This window comes from Stenotrophomonas sp. HITSZ_GD (assembly GCF_029543105.1).
Classification (GTDB): Bacteria; Pseudomonadota; Gammaproteobacteria; order Xanthomonadales; family Xanthomonadaceae; genus Stenotrophomonas_A.
Map to the genome: position 1 here is coordinate 61,708 of NZ_JARQXB010000010.1, position 17,246 is coordinate 78,953.

The window sequence follows — 17,246 nt, forward strand, 5'->3', positions numbered from 1 at the left end:
GTCTGGCGCCGGTGCCGGCCGGCGATAAGCCAACGTAATGCGAATAGACCTATGATCCTGGCTCACTAATCGCCGGATGCATGCCGTGAACCGGGAAAACTACAACGACCTGCAGGCCTTCCTGCTGGTCGCGCAGGAGCGCAGCTTCACCCGCGCCGCGGCCCGGCTCGGCGTGTCGCAATCGGCGCTCAGCCACACGATGCGCCAGCTCGAATCCCGGCTGGGCGTGCGGCTGCTCACGCGCACCACCCGCAGCGTGTCGCCCACCGAGGCCGGCGAGCGGCTGCTGCAGTCGCTGGCGCCGAACTTCGAGAACATCGATGCGGCGCTGCTGGGGCTGGGCGAGTTCCGCGACACGCCCAGCGGCACGATCCGCATCACCACCAGCGACCACGCCGCGCGCCGCGTGCTGTGGCCGGTGCTGCGCACCTTCCTGGCCACCTACCCGGAAGTGCGGGTGGAGGTGATCAGCGATTCGACCCTCACCGACATCGTGGCCGAACGTTTCGACGCCGGCATCCGCCTCGGCGAGCAAGTGGCACAGGACATGATCGCCACGCCGATCGGCCCACCCACCCGGCTGGTGGTGGTCGGCACGCCCGGCTATCTACGCGGGCGTCCTCGCATCGCCACGCCGCGCGATCTCGTCGCCCACGAGTGCATCAACCTGCGCTTCCTTACTCATGGCGGCCTGTACGCGTGGGAGTTCGAGAAGGATGGCCACGCACTCAACGTGCGCGTGGAAGGGCGGCTGGTGTTCAACAGCATCGACCGGATACTGGATGCGGCGCTGGACGGCTTCGGGCTGGCCTACGTTCCCGAGGATCTCGCCGCCGCGCACATCGCCAGCGATCGCCTGCAGCAGGTGCTCGACGACTGGTGCCCGCTCTTCCCGGGCTACCACCTGTACTACCCCAGCCGCCGCCAGCCCTCGCAGGCCTTCGCGTTGCTGGTGGACGCCCTGCGCTGGCGCGGCGATCAGTAGTTTTACTTAGACGGTTCCCGTACATGCTCGGTTGAGCTGCCGCACGCCGGCGTTCAACGTCGCAAGCTCGCACCTGCGATGGAGTGCTGCGATGAGACCTCGGAACAGTGCGCTTTCCGCCGCCATTGCCCTGGTCCTGGGCCATGCCGTGCTGCTGCCGCCTTCCCCGGCACGCGCGCAGGCCGTTGTCGGCCCGGGTACGGTGACGACGACGGTGAGCTCCACCTCCGGCACCACGTCGGTGGTGGGGAACACCACGATCAACATCACGAACGGCACCGACGGCGTGCGCGCCAACGGTGGCAACGTCATTCTCGACATGCAGGCCGGCACCCAGCCCGGCAGCATCATCGTGCAGACGACCAGCGGCGCCGCCTTGCACGCCACCAACGGCACGATCACGGCGACCAACGGGCTCAACCTGCGCACCACCAGCGGCCGGGCGTTGTTCGCCGACGGCGGCGGCATCGTCCTGGCCGGGGGCAACGTATACATCACCGGCGTGGGGCTGCTGGCCGGCGCCAGCGCCGGCAGCATCGACATCCGCAGCACGCGCTACAACGATCCCTCGCTCGTCACCGGCGCCCAGGGCAGCGGCATCGGCGTGGACGGCACCGGCCTGGTCACGCTGGGCAGCGGCAACAGCTTCACCATCGGAAGAAGCGGCGCCACGGCCAACCCCATCGGCCTGGGCGTGCAGGGCACGGGTGCGCGCATCGTGGTGAACAATGCACTGCCCATCACTTTCCAGGGCGGCGGTTCGCTGGGCCTGTACCTGTATGGCGGCGGCCATATCGACACCTTGGGAGCCGTGTCGCTGACCTTCAATGGCGGCAATTCCGTCGGCGTGACGGTGGACGGCGCGCCCACCGATTCGGTGCTGCGCAACGTCACCGCCACCTTCAACAACACGACCACCAGCGTGTCGGGCACCGGGCTGGTGGCGCAGAACGGGGGGCAGATCAGCCTGGAGAACTTCGTCGTGCAGGGCGCCGGCGTCGGCTTGGGCGTGTGGGTGCAGCCCAATTCCACCGTCAACCTCGGCGGTGCGAGCCGCATCGGCGTGACCGCCACCCGCAACGGGCAGCGCTACAGCTTTTCGTCCGGCAGTTCGATGTCCGCCGGCCCGATCTTCAGCGGCTCGGGCGCGCCGAGCTGGCGCGCCGCAGGCCTGGTGCTCGGCGGTACGCTCAACAGCCAGGGCACCACCTGGACCAACAGCGGTACGGCCGGCCACGGCCTCTACCTGGGCCAGAACGGCACCACCAGCATCGCCAACCTGCAGGGCGACAGCGTCACCACCAGCGCCGCGCAATCGGCCACGGTCTCGACCTACGCCCGCTCGATTCTCAACGCCACCGGATCCACCTTCCGCAACGAGGGCGGGTACGAGGCGTTCTGGATGTGGAACTACGGCAGCGCCAGCCAGGCGACCGGCGACAACGAAGTCCATCTCGTGGACAGCACCGTCACCGCCACCGGCAACGCCGATGGCGTGTACGCGGTGAACCAGGCACCGGGTTACCGCAACGTGTTCACGATGCAGGGCGGCTCGATGCAGTCCGCCGACGCGGCGTTCTACGTGTATGGCCCCTTCAGCGCCACGCTCACCGACACCCACGTGAGCGGCACGCAGGCGCTGCTGTTCGGCGGCGAGATGAACAGCAGCGGCGAGGCCACGCTGGCCGAGCTGGTCGCCACGCGCAGCACGCTCGCCGGCATGGCCGGTGGCGCCACCGACGCGACGACCCGCATCACCCTGCGCGACCAGTCGCACTGGACGGGCCAGGCCTGGAACCTCAGCGACGCGACGATCGACGCGACCAGCACCTGGACCATCCCGGAGATCTCCAACGTCTCGGGCCTGGTCAGCAACCAGGGCCGCATCGAGTTCACCGCGCCGGTGAACGATGTCTACAAGCACCTGTACACCCAGTCCTACGCCGGCACGGCGGGCAGCGTGATCGCGCTCAATACCTGGCTGGCCGAGGACGATTCGCCTACCGACCAGCTCATCCTCGACGGCGGCACGGCCACCGGGCAAAGCGCGCTGGAAATCCTCAACAGCGGCGGCGCGGGCGCGCTGACGGTGGGCGACGGCATCCGCGTGGTGGCCACGCTCAACGGCGCCACCACCGCGCCGGATGCGTTCACGAATGGGCAGGTGCTGCTGGCCGGCCCCTACGAGTACCACCTGTACCGGGGCGGCGCCTCGGCTGGCAGCGAGCAGGACTGGTTCCTGCGTTCTACGCTGGACTGTGGCGCACCCGGCGCGCCGGTGCATGTCTGCCCGCCGTCGCCCCCTCCACCGCCGCCACCCCCACCGCCTCCTCCGCCGCCACCGCCGCCGCCCGATCCCCCCTCGCCGCCGCCGCCGGAGCCGCCCGCGCCGGAACCCGGACCGGACCCCGACCCGCCGCCGGTAGTGCCCGAACCGGAAGTCACGCCGCCCACGCCGCCCGATCCGCCGGAACCGGGCCCGACGCCAACGCCGGACTACCGCGCCGAGGTTTCGCTGTACACCGCACTGCCGGCGATGGCGCTGCGCTACGGCTGGACGACGCTGGGCAACCTGCACGAGCGCGTGGGCGAGCAAGAGCAGCTGCGCGCGCGCAACGACCTGCGCCAGGACCCGTGGTTCAACGGCGCCTGGGTGCGCGTGATCGGCGAGAACGGCGATGTCGAGGGCGCGCGGCGTGGCATCTACGAGACCGGTGGGCCGCGCTACGACTACGACATCCTCGCCGTGCAGGCGGGCGTGGATGCGTACACGGAGGAACACGACGACGGCAAGCGCGACCACGCAGGCGTGTATGTCGGCCAGGGCCGCATCCGCAGCGACGTGGTCAACTACGATGGCGTGATGGCCGGCCGGAACGAAGTGCGCGGCACCTCGCTCGGCCTGTACTGGACGCGCTACGGCGAGCAGGGCCAGTACCTGGACGCGGTCTGGCAAGGCACCTGGGGCAAGGCCAAGTCGCGCTCCAGCAACGGCATCCTGCTCGACCGCGACAGCTTCGGCTGGGCCGCCTCGCTGGAAGCCGGCTGGCCCAGGCTTTTGCACGAAGACAAACGCGAACTGCTCGAACCGCAGATCCAGGTGATCTACCAGCGCATCGATCGCGACCAGAGCCGTGACCCGGCCGCCCTCGTCCGCTTCCGAGACATGGACGCGCTGGCTGCGCGGCTGGGCCTGCGCTGGGCCAACACGTGGACGCTGGCCCCCACCGACCAAGGCATCGCGCGCCTGTTCACCGGCTGGCTGCGCCTCAACGGCTGGCACGAGTTCCGCGGCCAGCCGGTCACCGAGTTCTCCTCGGCCGAGGGCTACGTGCCGTTCGAGGCCAGCCTCAAGGGCACCTGGTGGCAGCTCAACGCCGGCATGACCTGGCAATGGGGCGCTTCCGCCACGCTGTACGCCAACGTGGGCTACCAGAAGAGCTTTGACCGCGACTTCGACGCATGGGACGCCAAGGCCGGCGTGCGCTGGAACTGGTGATGGCGAAAGCAGGCGTTTCGCCCGGCGGGCGCGCCTCTTAAAGTAGGCGCCCCGCCTACCGGAGCCGCTCCATGTCCTACATCGCCGATCCCGCCCGCTATGACGGCCGCATGCCCTACCGCCGCGTCGGCCGCAGCGGCCTGGTGCTGCCGGCGGTCTCGCTGGGCCTGTGGCAGAACTTCGGGGGCGTGGACGTATTCGAGACCGGACGGGCGATGCTGCGCCGCGCGTTCGACCGCGGCGTCACTCACTTCGACCTGGCGAACAACTACGGCCCGCCCTACGGCTCGGCCGAGGAGAATTTCGGCCGCTGGTTCGCCAGCGACTTCGCCACGCATCGCGACGAACTGGTGATCTCCACCAAGGCCGGCTGGGACATGTGGCCCGGCCCTTACGGCGGCCCCAGCGGTTCGCGCAAGCACGTGCTGGCCAGCTGCGAGCAGAGCCTGCGCCGCATGGGGCTGGATTACGTGGATATCTTCTATTCGCACCGGGTTGATGCCGACACGCCGCTGGAGGAAACCATGGGCGCGCTCGCGCAGCTGCACCGCCAGGGCAAGGCGCTGTACGTGGGCATCTCCTCCTATTCGCCGGAACTGACCGGGCAGGCGGAGCAAATCCTGCGCGCCGAAGGCGTGCCGCTGCTGATCCACCAGCCGAACTACTCGATGCTCAACCGCGACATCGAGCAGGGCCTGCTGCAGGTGCTGGAAGAACGCGGCGTGGGCTGCATCGCGTTCTCGCCGCTGGCCCAGGGCATGCTCAGCGACAAGTACCTCAAGGGCGTGCCGGAGGATGCGCGCGCGCGCCGCGACGGCTCGCTCAAGCAACGCATGCTCAGCGCCGACAACCTGGAGAGGATCCGCGCGTTGAACGAACTCGCCGCCGCGCGTGGCCAGTCGCTGGCACAGATGGCCATCGCCTGGGTGCTGCGCGACGCGCGGGTGACCTCGGCCCTGATCGGCGCGCGCACCGTGGCGCAGCTGGACGATTCACTCGATGCGGTGAAGCGCCTGGACTTCAGCGCCGAGGAGTTGGCCGCCATCGACCGCCATGCCGGCGATGGGCACGTCGATATCTGGCGCGTTTCCTCCGGCATCGGACGCGACCGGTCAAGCTAAACACGCCGCGCGCGCGGGCCCCTGATACGGGCCCCGCGCCATGAACTGTTCCGAATTTGCCGAAAACGCATATCGAATATTGGGACGTTTTGTGCAGCAGGCCGCAGTTTCCTGCGACATTGTTCGTATTCATGCACCACGACATCTCAAGGCGATTCAGGGTGGGCCGATAGCTGGAAACCCTTGCAGCCAAGCGAGTCCCGCCATGCGCTCCTCGACATCCTCCATCGGTATCCAGACCAAGTTGCTCGGTGCGCTGGGCGTGGGCCTGGCGATTGTCCTCACGTGCGGCCTCGCCGGCCTGGGCTCGGCGTGGTCCAACCTCGGCAGCGACCTGCCGCCGGAAGTGAACCAGCTCGCGCAGTCCGAACAGCTCGGTCGCGAGTTCCGCCTGCAGGTGCAGGAGTGGAAGAACGTGTTGCTGCGCGGCCACGACGCCGAGCTGCGCGCCAAGCACCTGGCGGCGTTCGAGGAGAAAGGCACCCGGGCCGAGGCGATCGCCACCGCGCTGGGGGCGTCGTCCGATCCGCAGGTGCGTGCGCTGGCCCAGCAGTTCGCCGAACAGCACCGCGCGCTGGACGCGAAGTACCGCGATGCGCTCGCCCAATGGGACGCCAGCGGCGGCGGCGCCGAAGCCGGCGACGCGCTGGTGCGCGGCCTGGACCGCCCGCTCGGCGCCACGCTGGATCAACTCGCCGCGCGCGCCAAGCAGCAATCCGAGGCCGCGCTGGACGCCAAGGCGCAGCACGCACGCAGCATGCTGGTGGTGGCCGGCGGCTTGATGCTCGGTGCGGCGCTGCTGTTGCTGGGCGTGCTCACGGTGTGGCTGCGCCGCTCGATCATCCGCCCGATCCAGCAGGCCGCCGCCGCGGTGCAGGCCGTGGCCGAGGGCGACCTCTCGCGCAGCATCCGCGTGACCACGCGCGATGAGATCGGCGATCTCGCCACGGCGCTGCAGCGCGTGACCGGCACGCTGCAACACCTGATCGCGCAACAGCGCGAGATGACTCACCGCCACGATGCGGGCGAGATCAGCTTCCGCATGGACGAGCAGTCCTTCACCGGCGAATACGCCCGGATGGTGCACGAGGCCAACGCCTGCGTGGCGCAGCACATCGGGGTGAAGATGCGCGTGGTCGATGTGATCCAGCACTACGCCATCGGCGATCTGTCGGTGGACATGGACCGCCTGCCCGGCGAAAAGGCCGCGATCACCCAGGCGATGGATGCGGTCAAGCGCAGCCTGTCGGACATCAACGGCGAGATTCGCGCGTTGACTCAGGCCGCCGGTCGCGGCGATTTTTCCCGCCGCGGCGACGAGGCCCGCTACCAGCACGAATTCCGCGAGATGGTCGGCAGCCTCAATGGCCTGATGGGCACCACCGAATCGAGCCTGCAGGCGCTGTCCGCGCTGCTGCGCGCCATCGCCGAGGGCGACCTCACCCAGCGCATGGAAGGCGACTTCCACGGCGTGTTCGCGCAGATGCGCGACGACGCCAACGCCTCGGTCGGCCAGCTGACGGAGATCGTCGGCCGCATCCAGGCCGCCAGCGGCAGCATCAACCTGGCCGCCGGCGAGATCGCCCAGGGCAACAGCGATCTTTCGCGCCGTACCGAGCAGCAGGCCGCCAACCTGGAAGAGACCGCCGCCTCGATGGAGGAACTCACCTCCACCGTGAAGCAGAACGCCGACCACGCGCGCCAGGCCAACCAGCTCGCGCAAGGTGCGGCGAACGTGGCCTCGCAGGGTGGCGAGGTCGTGGGCCAGGTGGTGACGACGATGGCCAACATCGAGGCGTCCTCCAAGCGGATCGCCGAGATCATCTCGGTGATCGACGGCATCTCCTTCCAGACCAACATCCTGGCGTTGAACGCCGCGGTGGAAGCGGCGCGCGCCGGCGAGCAGGGCCGCGGATTCGCGGTCGTGGCTTCCGAGGTGCGCACGCTGGCCCAGCGTTCGGCCAACGCGGCCAAGGAGATCAAGCAGCTGATCGACGACTCAGTGGCCAAGGTGACCGATGGTTCGGCACTGGTGCACAAGGCCGGCGCGACCATGGGCGAGATCGTCGCCTCGGTGCAGCGCGTGACCGACATCATGGCCGAGATTTCCGCGGCCTCGCAGGAGCAGTCCGCCGGCATCGAACAGGTTAACCAGACCATCACGCAGATGGACGAAACCACGCAGCAGAACGCCGCATTGGTGGAAGAAGCCACCGCCGCGGCACGCGCGATGGAAGACCAGGCTGGCGAGCTGACGCAGGCGGTGAGCATGTTCCGCCTCGCCAGCGAGCCGGAGATCCGCCGCGCGATCCGCGCGGCGGTCGCCGCCGCGGCCTGACGGCGATTGCCTGGCGCCCGGGAGGGGGCGCCGGGCACACGGGCGGCATCGGCCACGGCAGGACGCCGTGCGCCGGTCGCCGCCGGCACAAGGAAGTGCGGCACAGGGAAGTGCGGCAGGGCCGGGGGGCACCCAGACCCATCGGGGATCGCGGCCGGCAGGACGCCGGCCGCGAATACGAAGTGCTAGGCGGGCATGCGCTCGAGCAGCTTGTCGAGCGTGATCGGGTAATCGCGCACGCGCACGCCGGTGGCGTGGTGGATCGCATTGGCGACCGCCGCACCGACACCGCAGATGCCCAGCTCGCCGACGCCCTTGGCTTTCATCGGCGAGGACACCGGATCGGTTTCGTCCAGGAACACTACCTCCTGGTGCGGGATGTCCGCATGCACCGGCACCTCGTAGCCGGCCAGATCGTGGTTGACGAAGAAACCCAGGCGGCGATCGACCACCAGTTCCTCCATCAGCGCGGCCCCCACGCCCATCGTCATCGCGCCGATCACCTGGCTGCGCGCCGATTTCGGGTTGAGGATGCGCCCGGCCGCGCAGACCGCGAGCATGCGCCGCACGCGAATCTCGGCGGTCGCCGCGTCCACCGCCACCTCGACGAAATGCGCGCCGAAGGTGGACTGCTGGAACTTCTCGGCCAGATCGCCGTATTCCATGCGGTCCTCGGCCACCACCCTGCCCTGCCGGGCGAGCTGCTCCAACGGCACGTCGCGGCCGCCGCCGCGCACGCGGCCCTCGCTGAAATCAGCCGCGTCGGCGAGGATGCCCGCGCGCTCGGCCAGCGACTGGCGCAGCTTCACGCATGCGGCGTACACGCCGGCGGTGGAGCTGTTGCCGCCCCACTGGCCGCCCGAACCGGCCGAGACCGGGAAGCGCGAATCGCCCAGGCGCACGTGTACCTTCGACAGCGGCACGCCCAGCATCTCGGCGGCGGTCTGCGCGATGATCGTGTAGGAGCCGGTGCCGATATCGGTCATGTCGGTTTCCACGGTGACCGTGGCGTCGGGCTCAAGCGCCACGCGCGCGCCGGAGGCCATCACCAGGTTGTTCCGGAACGCCGCCGCCACGCCCTGGCCGATCCACCAGCGCCCTTCGCGAGTGCTCGCCGGCTTGGCGGCACGCCGCTCCCATCCGAAGCGGCGCGCGCCTTCCTGCAGGCATTGCACGAGCTGCCGCTGCGAGAACGGGCGCTGCGGGTGTTCGGGGTCCACCTGGGTGTCGTTGCGAATGCGCAGTTCGATCGGGTCCATGCCGAGCTGTTCGGCCAGCTCGTCCACGGCGATCTCCAGCGCCATCAAGCCCGGGGCTTCGCCCGGCGCGCGCATCGCATTGCCCTCGGGCAGGTCGAGCACGGCCAGGCGCGTGGCGGTCATGCGATCGGCACCGGCATACAGCAGGCGCGTCTGGTTCACCGCGGTCTCGGGCCCGCCGCCCGGCAAATCGCCCGACCAGCTCTCATGGCCGATGGCCTGGATGTGTCCATCGGCGGTGGTGCCGAAGCGGATGCGCTGAATCGTCGCGGGACGGTGGGTGGTGTTGTTGAAGATCAGCGGCCGTTGCAGCATTACCTTCACCGCGCGCCCGACCTGGCGCGCGCCCAGCGCGGCGAGCACGGCGTCGGCGCGCACGAACAGCTTGCCGCCGAAACCGCCGCCGATGTACGGCGACACCAGCCGTACCTTTTCCTTCGGGATGCCCAGCGTCTTGGCCACATCGCCGGTGCCCCAGTCGATCATCTGGTTCGACGTCCACACGGTGAGCTGGTCGCCGTCCCAGCGCGCGATGGAGGCATGCGGCTCCATCATCGCGTGGGCCTGGTCGGGCGTGGTGTAGGTCTGGTCGAACTTCACCGGCGCGGCGGCATACGCGCCGGCGAAATCGCCCACGGCCGTGTCCGGCGGGCCCTGGTCGGCCTTGGGCTTGGTCGCGCTGCCGCGCGCGGCGTGGAGGTCGAATGCGCCGGTTTCGCGCGCGTAATCCACCTTGATGCGCTGCGCGGCGGCACGCGCCTGTTCGAAGGTCTCGGCCACCACCAGCGCCACCGCCTGATGGTAGTGCTCCACGCGGGGGCCGCCGAGCAGGTGGGCGGTGTTGAACTTGCCCTTGCCGAGCTTGCCAGCGCTCTGCGCGGTGACGATGCCGAGCACGCCGGGCGACTTGCGCGCGGCGGACAGGTCCATCGCGCGGATCGTGCCCTTGGCGATGCCGGCACCCACGACATAGCCATAGGCCGCGTCCGGCGCGACGTCGTGGTGCTCGTAGGCGTACGGCGCGGTGCCGGTGGTCTTCAGCGGGCCGTCGATGCGGTCCACGGGCTGGCCGACCACGCGCAGGCGGTCAATAGGATTAGGTCCGGCGGGGGTATCGAATTTCATCTCAGGCCCTCGCTTCTTCGAGTACGGCGGCCAGCGTGCGCTGCACCAGCGGCAGCTTGAACGCGTTCTGTTCCGTCGTCTGTGCGCCTTCCAGCAGGCGTGCGGCGATACGGCGCGCATCGCGCGACTGCTCGGCGGCCTCCACGCGCCAGGGCTGCGGGGCCACGCCGCCGACGGCCACGCGCACCGCGCCTTCCTTCGGAACCACGACGCCCACCGAGACGATGGCGAACGCGTACGAGGCCCGGTCGCGCACCTTGTGGTAGATGTGCTGCCCGCCCAGGGGCGGCGGCAGCACGACGCCGGTGATCAGCTCGCCGCGCTCCAGCGTGTACTCGAGGTGCGGAGTATCGCCCGGCGCGCGATAAAGCTGGGCCAGCGGGATCTTGCGGGTGCTGCCATCGCCGCGCACGGTTTCCACCTGGGCGTCGAGCGCGCGCATCGCCACCGCCATGTCGCTGGGATGGGTGGCGATGCAGTGCGCGCTGGCGCCGATCACCGCCAGGTTGCGGTTGAAGCCGCCCATCGCCGCGCAGCCGCTGCCGGGCAGGCGCTTGTTGCAGGCCTGCTGCGGGTCGTAGAAGTACGGGCAGCGCGTGCGCTGGAGCAGGTTGCCTGCCGTGGTGGCGCGGTTGCGCAGCTGCGCCGAGGCGCCGGCGAGCAGCGCGCGCGAGAGCAACGCGTAATCGCGGCGCACGCGCGGATGCGCGGCCAGGTCGGCATTGCGCACCAGCGCACCGATGCGCAGGCCGCCGTCGGGCAAGTCTTCCACGCGGTCCAGCGCCAGCCCGTTGACGTCGATCAGGTGCACGGGCGCCTCGATCTGCAGCTTCATCAGGTCCAGCAGGTTGGTGCCGCCGGCAATGAAGCGTGCGCCTGGGTTGCGGGCCGCCTGCGCGGCCGCGGCGGCCGGGTCGGCGGCGCGTTCGTAGGTGAAGGCTTTCATGCGCGCCCTCCCGCCACGTCCTCGATGGCCTCGGCGATATTGGAGTAGGCACCGCAGCGGCAGAGGTTGCCGCTCATGCGCTCGCGCAGCTCGGTCGCGTCCAGCGCGGTCTTGCCCGTGAGCGAGGCGGAGACATGGCTGGGCATGCCCTCGCGCCACTCTTGCAGCATCGCCACGGCCGAGCAGATCTGCCCGGGCGTGCAGTAGCCGCACTGGTAGCCATCGTGGCGGACGAAGGCGGCCTGCATCGGATGCAGGGCATCCGGCTGGCCGAGGCCTTCGATGGTGGTGATCTTGGCGCCCTCGTTCATCACCGCGAGCGACAGGCAGGCATTGATCCGCCGGCCATCGACGATCACCGTGCAGGCGCCGCACTGGCCGTGGTCGCAGCCTTTCTTCGAACCGGTGAGCTTGAGGTGCTCGCGCAGTGCATCCAGCAGCGTGGTGCGGTTGTCGAGCGTGAGCGTTTCCTGCCGGCCATTGACCTCCAGGTGCACCGTGCTGCGGGGCGGGGGTTCGGGCGCGGCGGGCATCACCGCTTCGGTGGCATGCGCGCCGAGGCGGGTGCTGGCGGCCACGCCGGCCGCCGAGACCGCGCCCCCGATCAGGACGCTGCGGCGGCTCATCTTCAGGTCGGTCATGGTGACTCCCGGTCGATTGGCTGTTCCCTAGCATGGGCCACAACGTCTCGTCCGGTGGTGATCGCGACGTGAAAGACAGGTGGAGGTGCTGGCGCCGCCGCGGGCGGGTAGTCTGGGCCCGGGGACTGCCCAGCGCCTCCCCTGCACGCACGCCACGGACGAGAGGGAATACGCCGATGCGCACCTACGGCACGCTCACGCGATGGAATGATGAGCGCGGATTCGGCTTCATCGCGCCAGCGCAGGGAGGCGATGAGGTCTTCGTCCATATTTCCGCGCTGCCTCGCGACGGACAGCGGCCTCGCATCAGCGAGGTGCTCACCTTCGAGACCGAACCGGGGCCCGACGGCCGGCCGCGCGCCGTACGCGTGCTGCGGCCCGGACAGGCCGCCCACGCCGCGCGGCGGCACGGGCCGCCGGCACGGCGCAGCGCGCCTCGTTCGCGCGTGGCCCTGCCGCTCGTCTGCGTAGTCTTGGGGGCGATCGGCTTCTACGTGTATTCGCGCTGGGAAGATGCGACGGAAACACGGGCGGCGGCCGCGGCACCGTTGGCCGCCGCCCAGCGCAGGCCCTCATCGTTCCATTGCGATGGCCGTACCCACTGTTCGCAGATGACCTCCTGCGCGGAGGCGAAGTATTTCATCCGCCATTGCCCCAACACGCAGATGGACGGCGATGGCGACGGCGTGCCGTGCGAGCAGCAGTGGTGCAGATGACCGCGCCATCCACGGCGGGGCGCGTGGGGCGCCCGTCCTGCCCTGCCGTGGCCGCCACTAGGGCTGCGGCGGCCGCTCGCTTGGCGGTGGGGGCGGCGGCACCCCCCTCTCCTTCAGGCACGCATGTAGGCGCTCGCGTGCATCCGGCGGCGGCGGGCCGTCCTCGGGCACGCCCAACGTGGCGCGGCAGGCTGCGAATGCGGCGGCCAGCGCCGGGTCGCGCGGCGGCGGCGGCGGGGGCGGCGGCACGCCCTTCTCCTTCAGGCAGGCATCGAGCGCTTCGCGATCCGGGCGTGCGGCCGCCGGCGTGCCCGGGCCATCGTCCCGGGGCGTCTCCACGCCCAGCTCCCGCAGGCAGGCGTGCAGGGCCTGGGCGAATGCCGGGTCCTGCGGCGGGCGGTGCGGCACCGGCGCGTCCGGCGGCGGTGGTGGCGGCGCGTGGCCGCGCGAGCACAGGCCGCTGCAGCCGGCCAGCAGCGATACGCCCAGCAGCATGACCGTGCGCCGCACGGCGGTGGATGCGATCTTCATTCGAATTCTCCTTGGTGGTGCGTCCCGCGAAGCGTGGCTACCGGTGATGTCACGGATGTGCCGCCGTTCGTTCAGGGCCGGTCCTTCGGTGCCAGCCCTCCCCGGCCAGTAGCATCCCCCGGCGCCTTGCCCGCGGTTTGGCCCGGCATGGCCGCCCCGGCCACCGGCTGACACGCATTGACAAGAAGGGCCGGCGGGCACTTCGTATGATGGGTTTCCCCCGTATGGCCGCGTGCGCGGCACCCTTGGCGAGCCCCTATGTCCGCTTCGATTCTGGTGGTCGACGACGACCCCGACCTGCGCCGGCTGATCGGCGATTTCCTCGGCGAGCACGGCTACCACGTGCGCACCGCCGAAAACGTCAACGGCATGCGCCAGGCGATCAACGAACGCCGCGCGGACCTGGTCATCCTCGACGTGATGATGCCGGGCGAGGACGGCCTGAGCGCGGCGCGCCAGCTGGCCAACGAACGCAGTGCGCCGGCGGTGATCATGCTCAGCGCGCTCGGCGACGACACCGACCGCATCATCGGCCTGGAGGTCGGCGCTGACGACTACCTCGCCAAGCCCTGCAACCCGCGCGAATTGCTCGCCCGGGTGCGCGCGCTGTTGCGCCGCAGCCAGTTGCAGGCCGAGCTGTCGGACCACCGCGGCAACGTGTACGAATTCGCCGGCTGGCGGCTGGACGTGATGCGCCGCGACCTGCGCGATCCCACCGGCGTGTTCATCCATCTCTCCGACGGCGAATTCGGCCTGCTGCGCACCTTCGTCGAACACCCGCAGCGCGTGCTCAGCCGCGACCAGCTGCTGGACCTCGCACGCGGCCGCGATACCGACGTGTACGACCGCGCCATCGACAGCCAGATCAGCCGGCTGCGCCGCAAGATCAACGAGCGCGTGCACACCGAGATGATCCGCACCGTGCGCAACGAGGGCTACATGTTGCTGCCGAACGTGGCGCGCCTGTGACCACCCCGCGGCCGCGCCGGCGGCTGTCGATCTTCGCGCGCACGTTCCTGCTGCTGGCCGGCGCGCTGCTCTTCGCGCAGGGCCTGGGCGTGGCGTTGCTGGTGCTACGCACGCCGATCTTCGAGGCGCCGCCGCATCCGCCGGAAGTGATCGCGCTGCTCAGCACGCGCATGCCGGCCGCGGACGCCAAGCTGCAGGTCAGCGAGCAGGCGCACATGCCGCTGCCCGCGCCGAACCAGCACCGCGAGCCGCGCGTGGAAGCGGTGATGGCGCGCTGGATCGGCCTGCCCGCCGACGACGTGCGCTTCTACACCAGCCTGGATGCCTTGCCCGACATTCCCGGCTTCATTCCCCCCCGCTGGCTGTGGGCCGGCGGCCCGCCCTCGGCATCGGCCCAGGGCGGCGCCGGGTCGGACGCCGCGGCGCGACAAGCCGCCGAAGCCGCGGCGTTCGCCGACCGCGCCGGCCCGCCCGATCCCTCTCGACAGGACGCAGGCGGCATGCCGCCCATGCCACCGCCGCCGTTCGATGCGCGCGCCGGCGGCAACCTGGGCTTCGGCGGCGGCCCGTCGCGCCACGGCCCCGGGTTCGATTTCATGGCCGGCAAGAACCAGCTCGATGGCTTCACCGCCGCCGCGCGCCAGGCCGATGGCCACTGGCGCGTGGTCACCTCGCCCGGCCGCGGGCTGACCGGCGCGTTCAAGCTGCAGGTGGTGCTGCTGTTCGGCGCTGGCCTGCTGCTGATGCTGCCGCTGGCCTGGTGGTTCTCGCGCGCGCTGTCCGCGCCGATCCGGCGCTTCTCCGAGGCCGCCGAACGTCTCGGCCGCCATCCCGAAGCCGCGCCGCTGCCGCCGCAGGGCCCCACCGAACTGGCGCAGGCGGTGGATTCGTTCAACACGATGCAGGCGCGCTTGAACCGCATGGTGCACGAACGCACGCAGATGGTCGCGGCGATCGCGCACGACCTGCGCACGCCGCTGGCGCGGCTGGCCTTCCGCATGGAAGCGGCGCCGGAGCCGCTGCGCGAGCGCGTGCTGGGCGACATCGAGGAGATGAAGACGATGATCTCCGCAGCGCTGGACTTCATCCGCAACGCGCAGCGCGCCGGGCCGCGTTCGCCGCTGGATCTGCGCCTGCTGGTCGAGGGCGTGGTGGACGATCTGGCCGACACCGGGGCCGATGCGCGCATCACGCCGGGCGAATCGGTGCTGGTGGAGGGCGACCCGATGGCGCTGCGGCGGATGATCGCCAACCTGTGCGAGAACGCGCTCAAGTACGGCGGCAACGCGCGTGCGAGCCTGCACCGCGAAGACGGCCACTGCGTGCTGTGGATCGACGACGATGGCCCGGGCATCGACCCGGCGCAGCGCGAGCAACTGCTGCTGCCGTTCGTGCGTGGCGAGCGCTCGCGCAACCGCGATACCGGCGGGATTGGCCTGGGCCTGGCGGTGGCCAACGGCATCGCCACCGCGCACGGCGGCGAGCTGGCGCTGGACAACCGGCCCGGCGGCGGGCTGCGCGCGTGCGTGCGCCTGCCCTGCCTGCCGGTAGCGTTGGCTCAGTAAGCGAACTCGGCGAAGACCGGGTCCACGCTGCCCTGCCAGCGGCCGTTGAACAGCGCCAGCTTGCGCTCGGCCGGGGTCAGGCCGCTGTCGACAATTTCGCGCAGCACATCCAGAAAGCCGCTCTCGTCCTGGCCATCGGCATTGCGGCGCGCACGCCGCTGCAGGCCGGCGATGGCGATCTCCACGGCGCGCGCGGCGAGCGCGCGCACGCTGCCGCCGCGGAACGGCAGCGAGAGCGCATGCCGCGGCACGCCGTCACGCAGCGCATGGCGTTCGGCCAGGCTGAAATCCTTGACCAGGTCCCATGCCGCATCGAGCGCGGCATCGTCGTACAACAGGCCGACCCAGAATGCCGGCAGCGCGCACAGCCGCGCCCACGGGCCGGCGTCGGCGCCGCGCATTTCCAGGTACTTCTTCAGGCGCACTTCCGGGAAGGCGGTGGTCATGTGATCGGACCAGTCGCGCAGCGTCGGCAGCGCGCCCGGCAGCACCGGCAGGCGGCCCTGCATGAAATCGCGGAAGCTCTGGCCGCTGGCATCGTGGTAGATGCCGTCGCGGTAGGAGAAGTACATCGGCACGTCGAGCAGGTAATCGACGTAGCGCTCGTAGCCGAAGCCGTCCTCGAAGACGAAGTCGAGCATGCCGGTGCGGTCGGCGTCGGTATCGGTCCAGATGTGCGAGCGATAGCTGAGGTAGCCGTTCGGCCGGCCCTCGGTGAACGGCGAATCGGCGAACAGCGCCGTGGCGATCGGCTGCAACGCCAGCGACACGCGGAACTTCTTCACCATGTCCGCTTCGGTGGCGTAATCCAGGTTGACCTGCACGGTGCAGGTGCGCGTCATCATGTCCAGGCCGAGCTGGCCGACCTTGGGCATGTAGGAACGCATGATCTTGTAGCGGCCCTTGGGCATCCACGGCATGTCCTCGCGCGCCCACTTGGGCTGGAAGCCCATGCCGAGGAAACCCAGCCGCAGCTCGCCGGCCACTTCGGCCACCTCGCCCAGGTGGGTGCCGGTTTCCACGCAGGTCTGGTGGATGGTCTCCAGCGCCGCGCCCGACAATTCCAGCTGGCCGGCCGGCTCCAGCGTCACCGAGGCGCCTTCGCGCAGCAGGGCGATGGTGCGGCCTTCCTCCTGCACCGGTTCCCAGCCGAAGCGGGTCAACCCGGTGAGCAGCGCCTCGATGCCCCGCGGGCCATCGAACGTCGGTGGACGCAGGTCGTCCAGGCGAAAGCCGAACTTCTCGTGCTCGGTGCCGATGCGCCACTGCGCTGGCGGCTTCTCGCCGGAAGCGAGCACCTCGACGAGTTGGCGGCGGTCGGTGATCGGCGTGTCGGCGACGTGGCTGGGGCTCGACAAGGGCGGGCTCGCTGCAGGTAGGGCGGAAGGATGTGCGGCCAGGGACTGGCGGTCACAAGGGCTCGCACTATAGCCTGAGGCCCGTTCCGGGGACGTTGCGGAACTGGCGTTACACATTTCCGTCCACGCCGGCACCCTCGCCCTTGTTGCCCCTTGCCCGCCGCGGGAGAGCCGCCATGTCGCCACGCCCTTC

General features: G+C 70.2%; 12 protein-coding genes. 7 read left to right on the plus strand and 5 right to left on the minus strand.

Translation table 11 applies throughout. From position 1 onward, the window contains the following. Nucleotides 1-85 precede the first annotated feature (85 nt). The 4 genes from P6166_RS11295 (at nucleotide 86) to P6166_RS11310 (ending at nucleotide 7,943) form a co-directional block, all read left to right on the plus strand. Nucleotides 86-985, plus strand: coding sequence for a LysR family transcriptional regulator (locus P6166_RS11295; protein ID WP_277764562.1), 900 nt, complete (start codon nucleotides 86-88; stop codon nucleotides 983-985). Nucleotides 986-1,076: 91 nt separating this feature from the next. Next, entirely contained in the window at nucleotides 1,077-4,484 is a 3,408-nt protein-coding gene (locus P6166_RS11300) for an autotransporter outer membrane beta-barrel domain-containing protein (RefSeq protein WP_277764563.1), read from the plus strand. A gap of 71 nt (nucleotides 4,485-4,555) precedes the next feature. Further along, nucleotides 4,556-5,605 (plus strand): L-glyceraldehyde 3-phosphate reductase, encoded by a 1,050-nt coding sequence (gene mgrA, locus P6166_RS11305; RefSeq protein WP_277764564.1) that lies wholly within the window; start codon nucleotides 4,556-4,558, stop codon nucleotides 5,603-5,605. 205 nt (nucleotides 5,606-5,810) lie between these two features. Beyond that, the gene (locus P6166_RS11310; protein ID WP_277764565.1) at nucleotides 5,811-7,943 is read left to right on the plus strand and encodes a methyl-accepting chemotaxis protein; all 2,133 of its coding nucleotides are present in this window, start codon (nucleotides 5,811-5,813) and stop codon (nucleotides 7,941-7,943) included. Between the two features lie 185 nt (nucleotides 7,944-8,128). Here P6166_RS11310 and paoC read toward each other — a convergent pair whose 3' ends face one another. Genes paoC through paoA form a run of 3 tightly spaced genes read right to left on the minus strand, consistent with a single transcriptional unit; the run spans nucleotide 8,129 to nucleotide 11,914 of the window. Further along, complete coding sequence (paoC, locus tag P6166_RS11315) at nucleotides 8,129-10,327, minus strand: aldehyde oxidoreductase molybdenum-binding subunit PaoC (RefSeq protein WP_277764566.1); 2,199 nt, start codon at nucleotides 10,325-10,327, stop codon at nucleotides 8,129-8,131. Between the two features lies 1 nt (nucleotide 10,328). Beyond that, nucleotides 10,329-11,273 (minus strand): xanthine dehydrogenase family protein subunit M, encoded by a 945-nt coding sequence (locus P6166_RS11320; RefSeq protein WP_277764567.1) that lies wholly within the window; start codon nucleotides 11,271-11,273, stop codon nucleotides 10,329-10,331. After that, nucleotides 11,270-11,914, minus strand: a complete 645-nt coding sequence (gene paoA / locus P6166_RS11325; RefSeq protein WP_277764568.1) for an aldehyde dehydrogenase iron-sulfur subunit PaoA — start codon at nucleotides 11,912-11,914, stop codon at nucleotides 11,270-11,272. Before paoA ends, P6166_RS11320 begins: the two co-directional genes overlap by 4 nt. 176 nt (nucleotides 11,915-12,090) lie before the next feature. On the opposite strand from paoA, the gene P6166_RS11330 reads away from it, so the two are divergent. Next, entirely contained in the window at nucleotides 12,091-12,630 is a 540-nt protein-coding gene (locus P6166_RS11330; RefSeq protein WP_277764569.1) for an excalibur calcium-binding domain-containing protein, read from the plus strand. Nucleotides 12,631-12,687: 57 nt separating this feature from the next. Here P6166_RS11330 and P6166_RS11335 read toward each other — a convergent pair whose 3' ends face one another. Further along, nucleotides 12,688-13,161: a hypothetical protein gene (locus tag P6166_RS11335; protein WP_277764570.1), complete on the minus strand. Its 474-nt coding sequence runs from the start codon at nucleotides 13,159-13,161 to the stop codon at nucleotides 12,688-12,690. Between the two features lie 258 nt (nucleotides 13,162-13,419). On the opposite strand from P6166_RS11335, the gene P6166_RS11340 reads away from it, so the two are divergent. Together P6166_RS11340 and P6166_RS11345 are read left to right on the plus strand one after the other, a co-directional pair. Further along, nucleotides 13,420-14,130, plus strand: a complete 711-nt coding sequence (locus P6166_RS11340) for a response regulator (RefSeq protein WP_277764571.1) — start codon at nucleotides 13,420-13,422, stop codon at nucleotides 14,128-14,130. Then, nucleotides 14,127-15,695 carry an ATP-binding protein gene (locus tag P6166_RS11345; protein WP_277764572.1) on the plus strand — a complete coding sequence of 523 codons (1,569 nt, stop codon included), beginning with the start codon at nucleotides 14,127-14,129 and terminating at the stop codon, nucleotides 15,693-15,695. The genes P6166_RS11340 and P6166_RS11345 overlap by 4 nt, the downstream gene beginning before the upstream one ends. Here P6166_RS11345 and P6166_RS11350 read toward each other — a convergent pair. Continuing rightward, nucleotides 15,689-17,053: a glutamate--cysteine ligase gene (locus P6166_RS11350; protein ID WP_277764573.1), complete on the minus strand. Its 1,365-nt coding sequence runs from the start codon at nucleotides 17,051-17,053 to the stop codon at nucleotides 15,689-15,691. The two genes, P6166_RS11345 and P6166_RS11350, sit on opposite strands and share 7 nt — an antisense overlap. Nucleotides 17,054-17,246 lie beyond the last annotated feature (193 nt).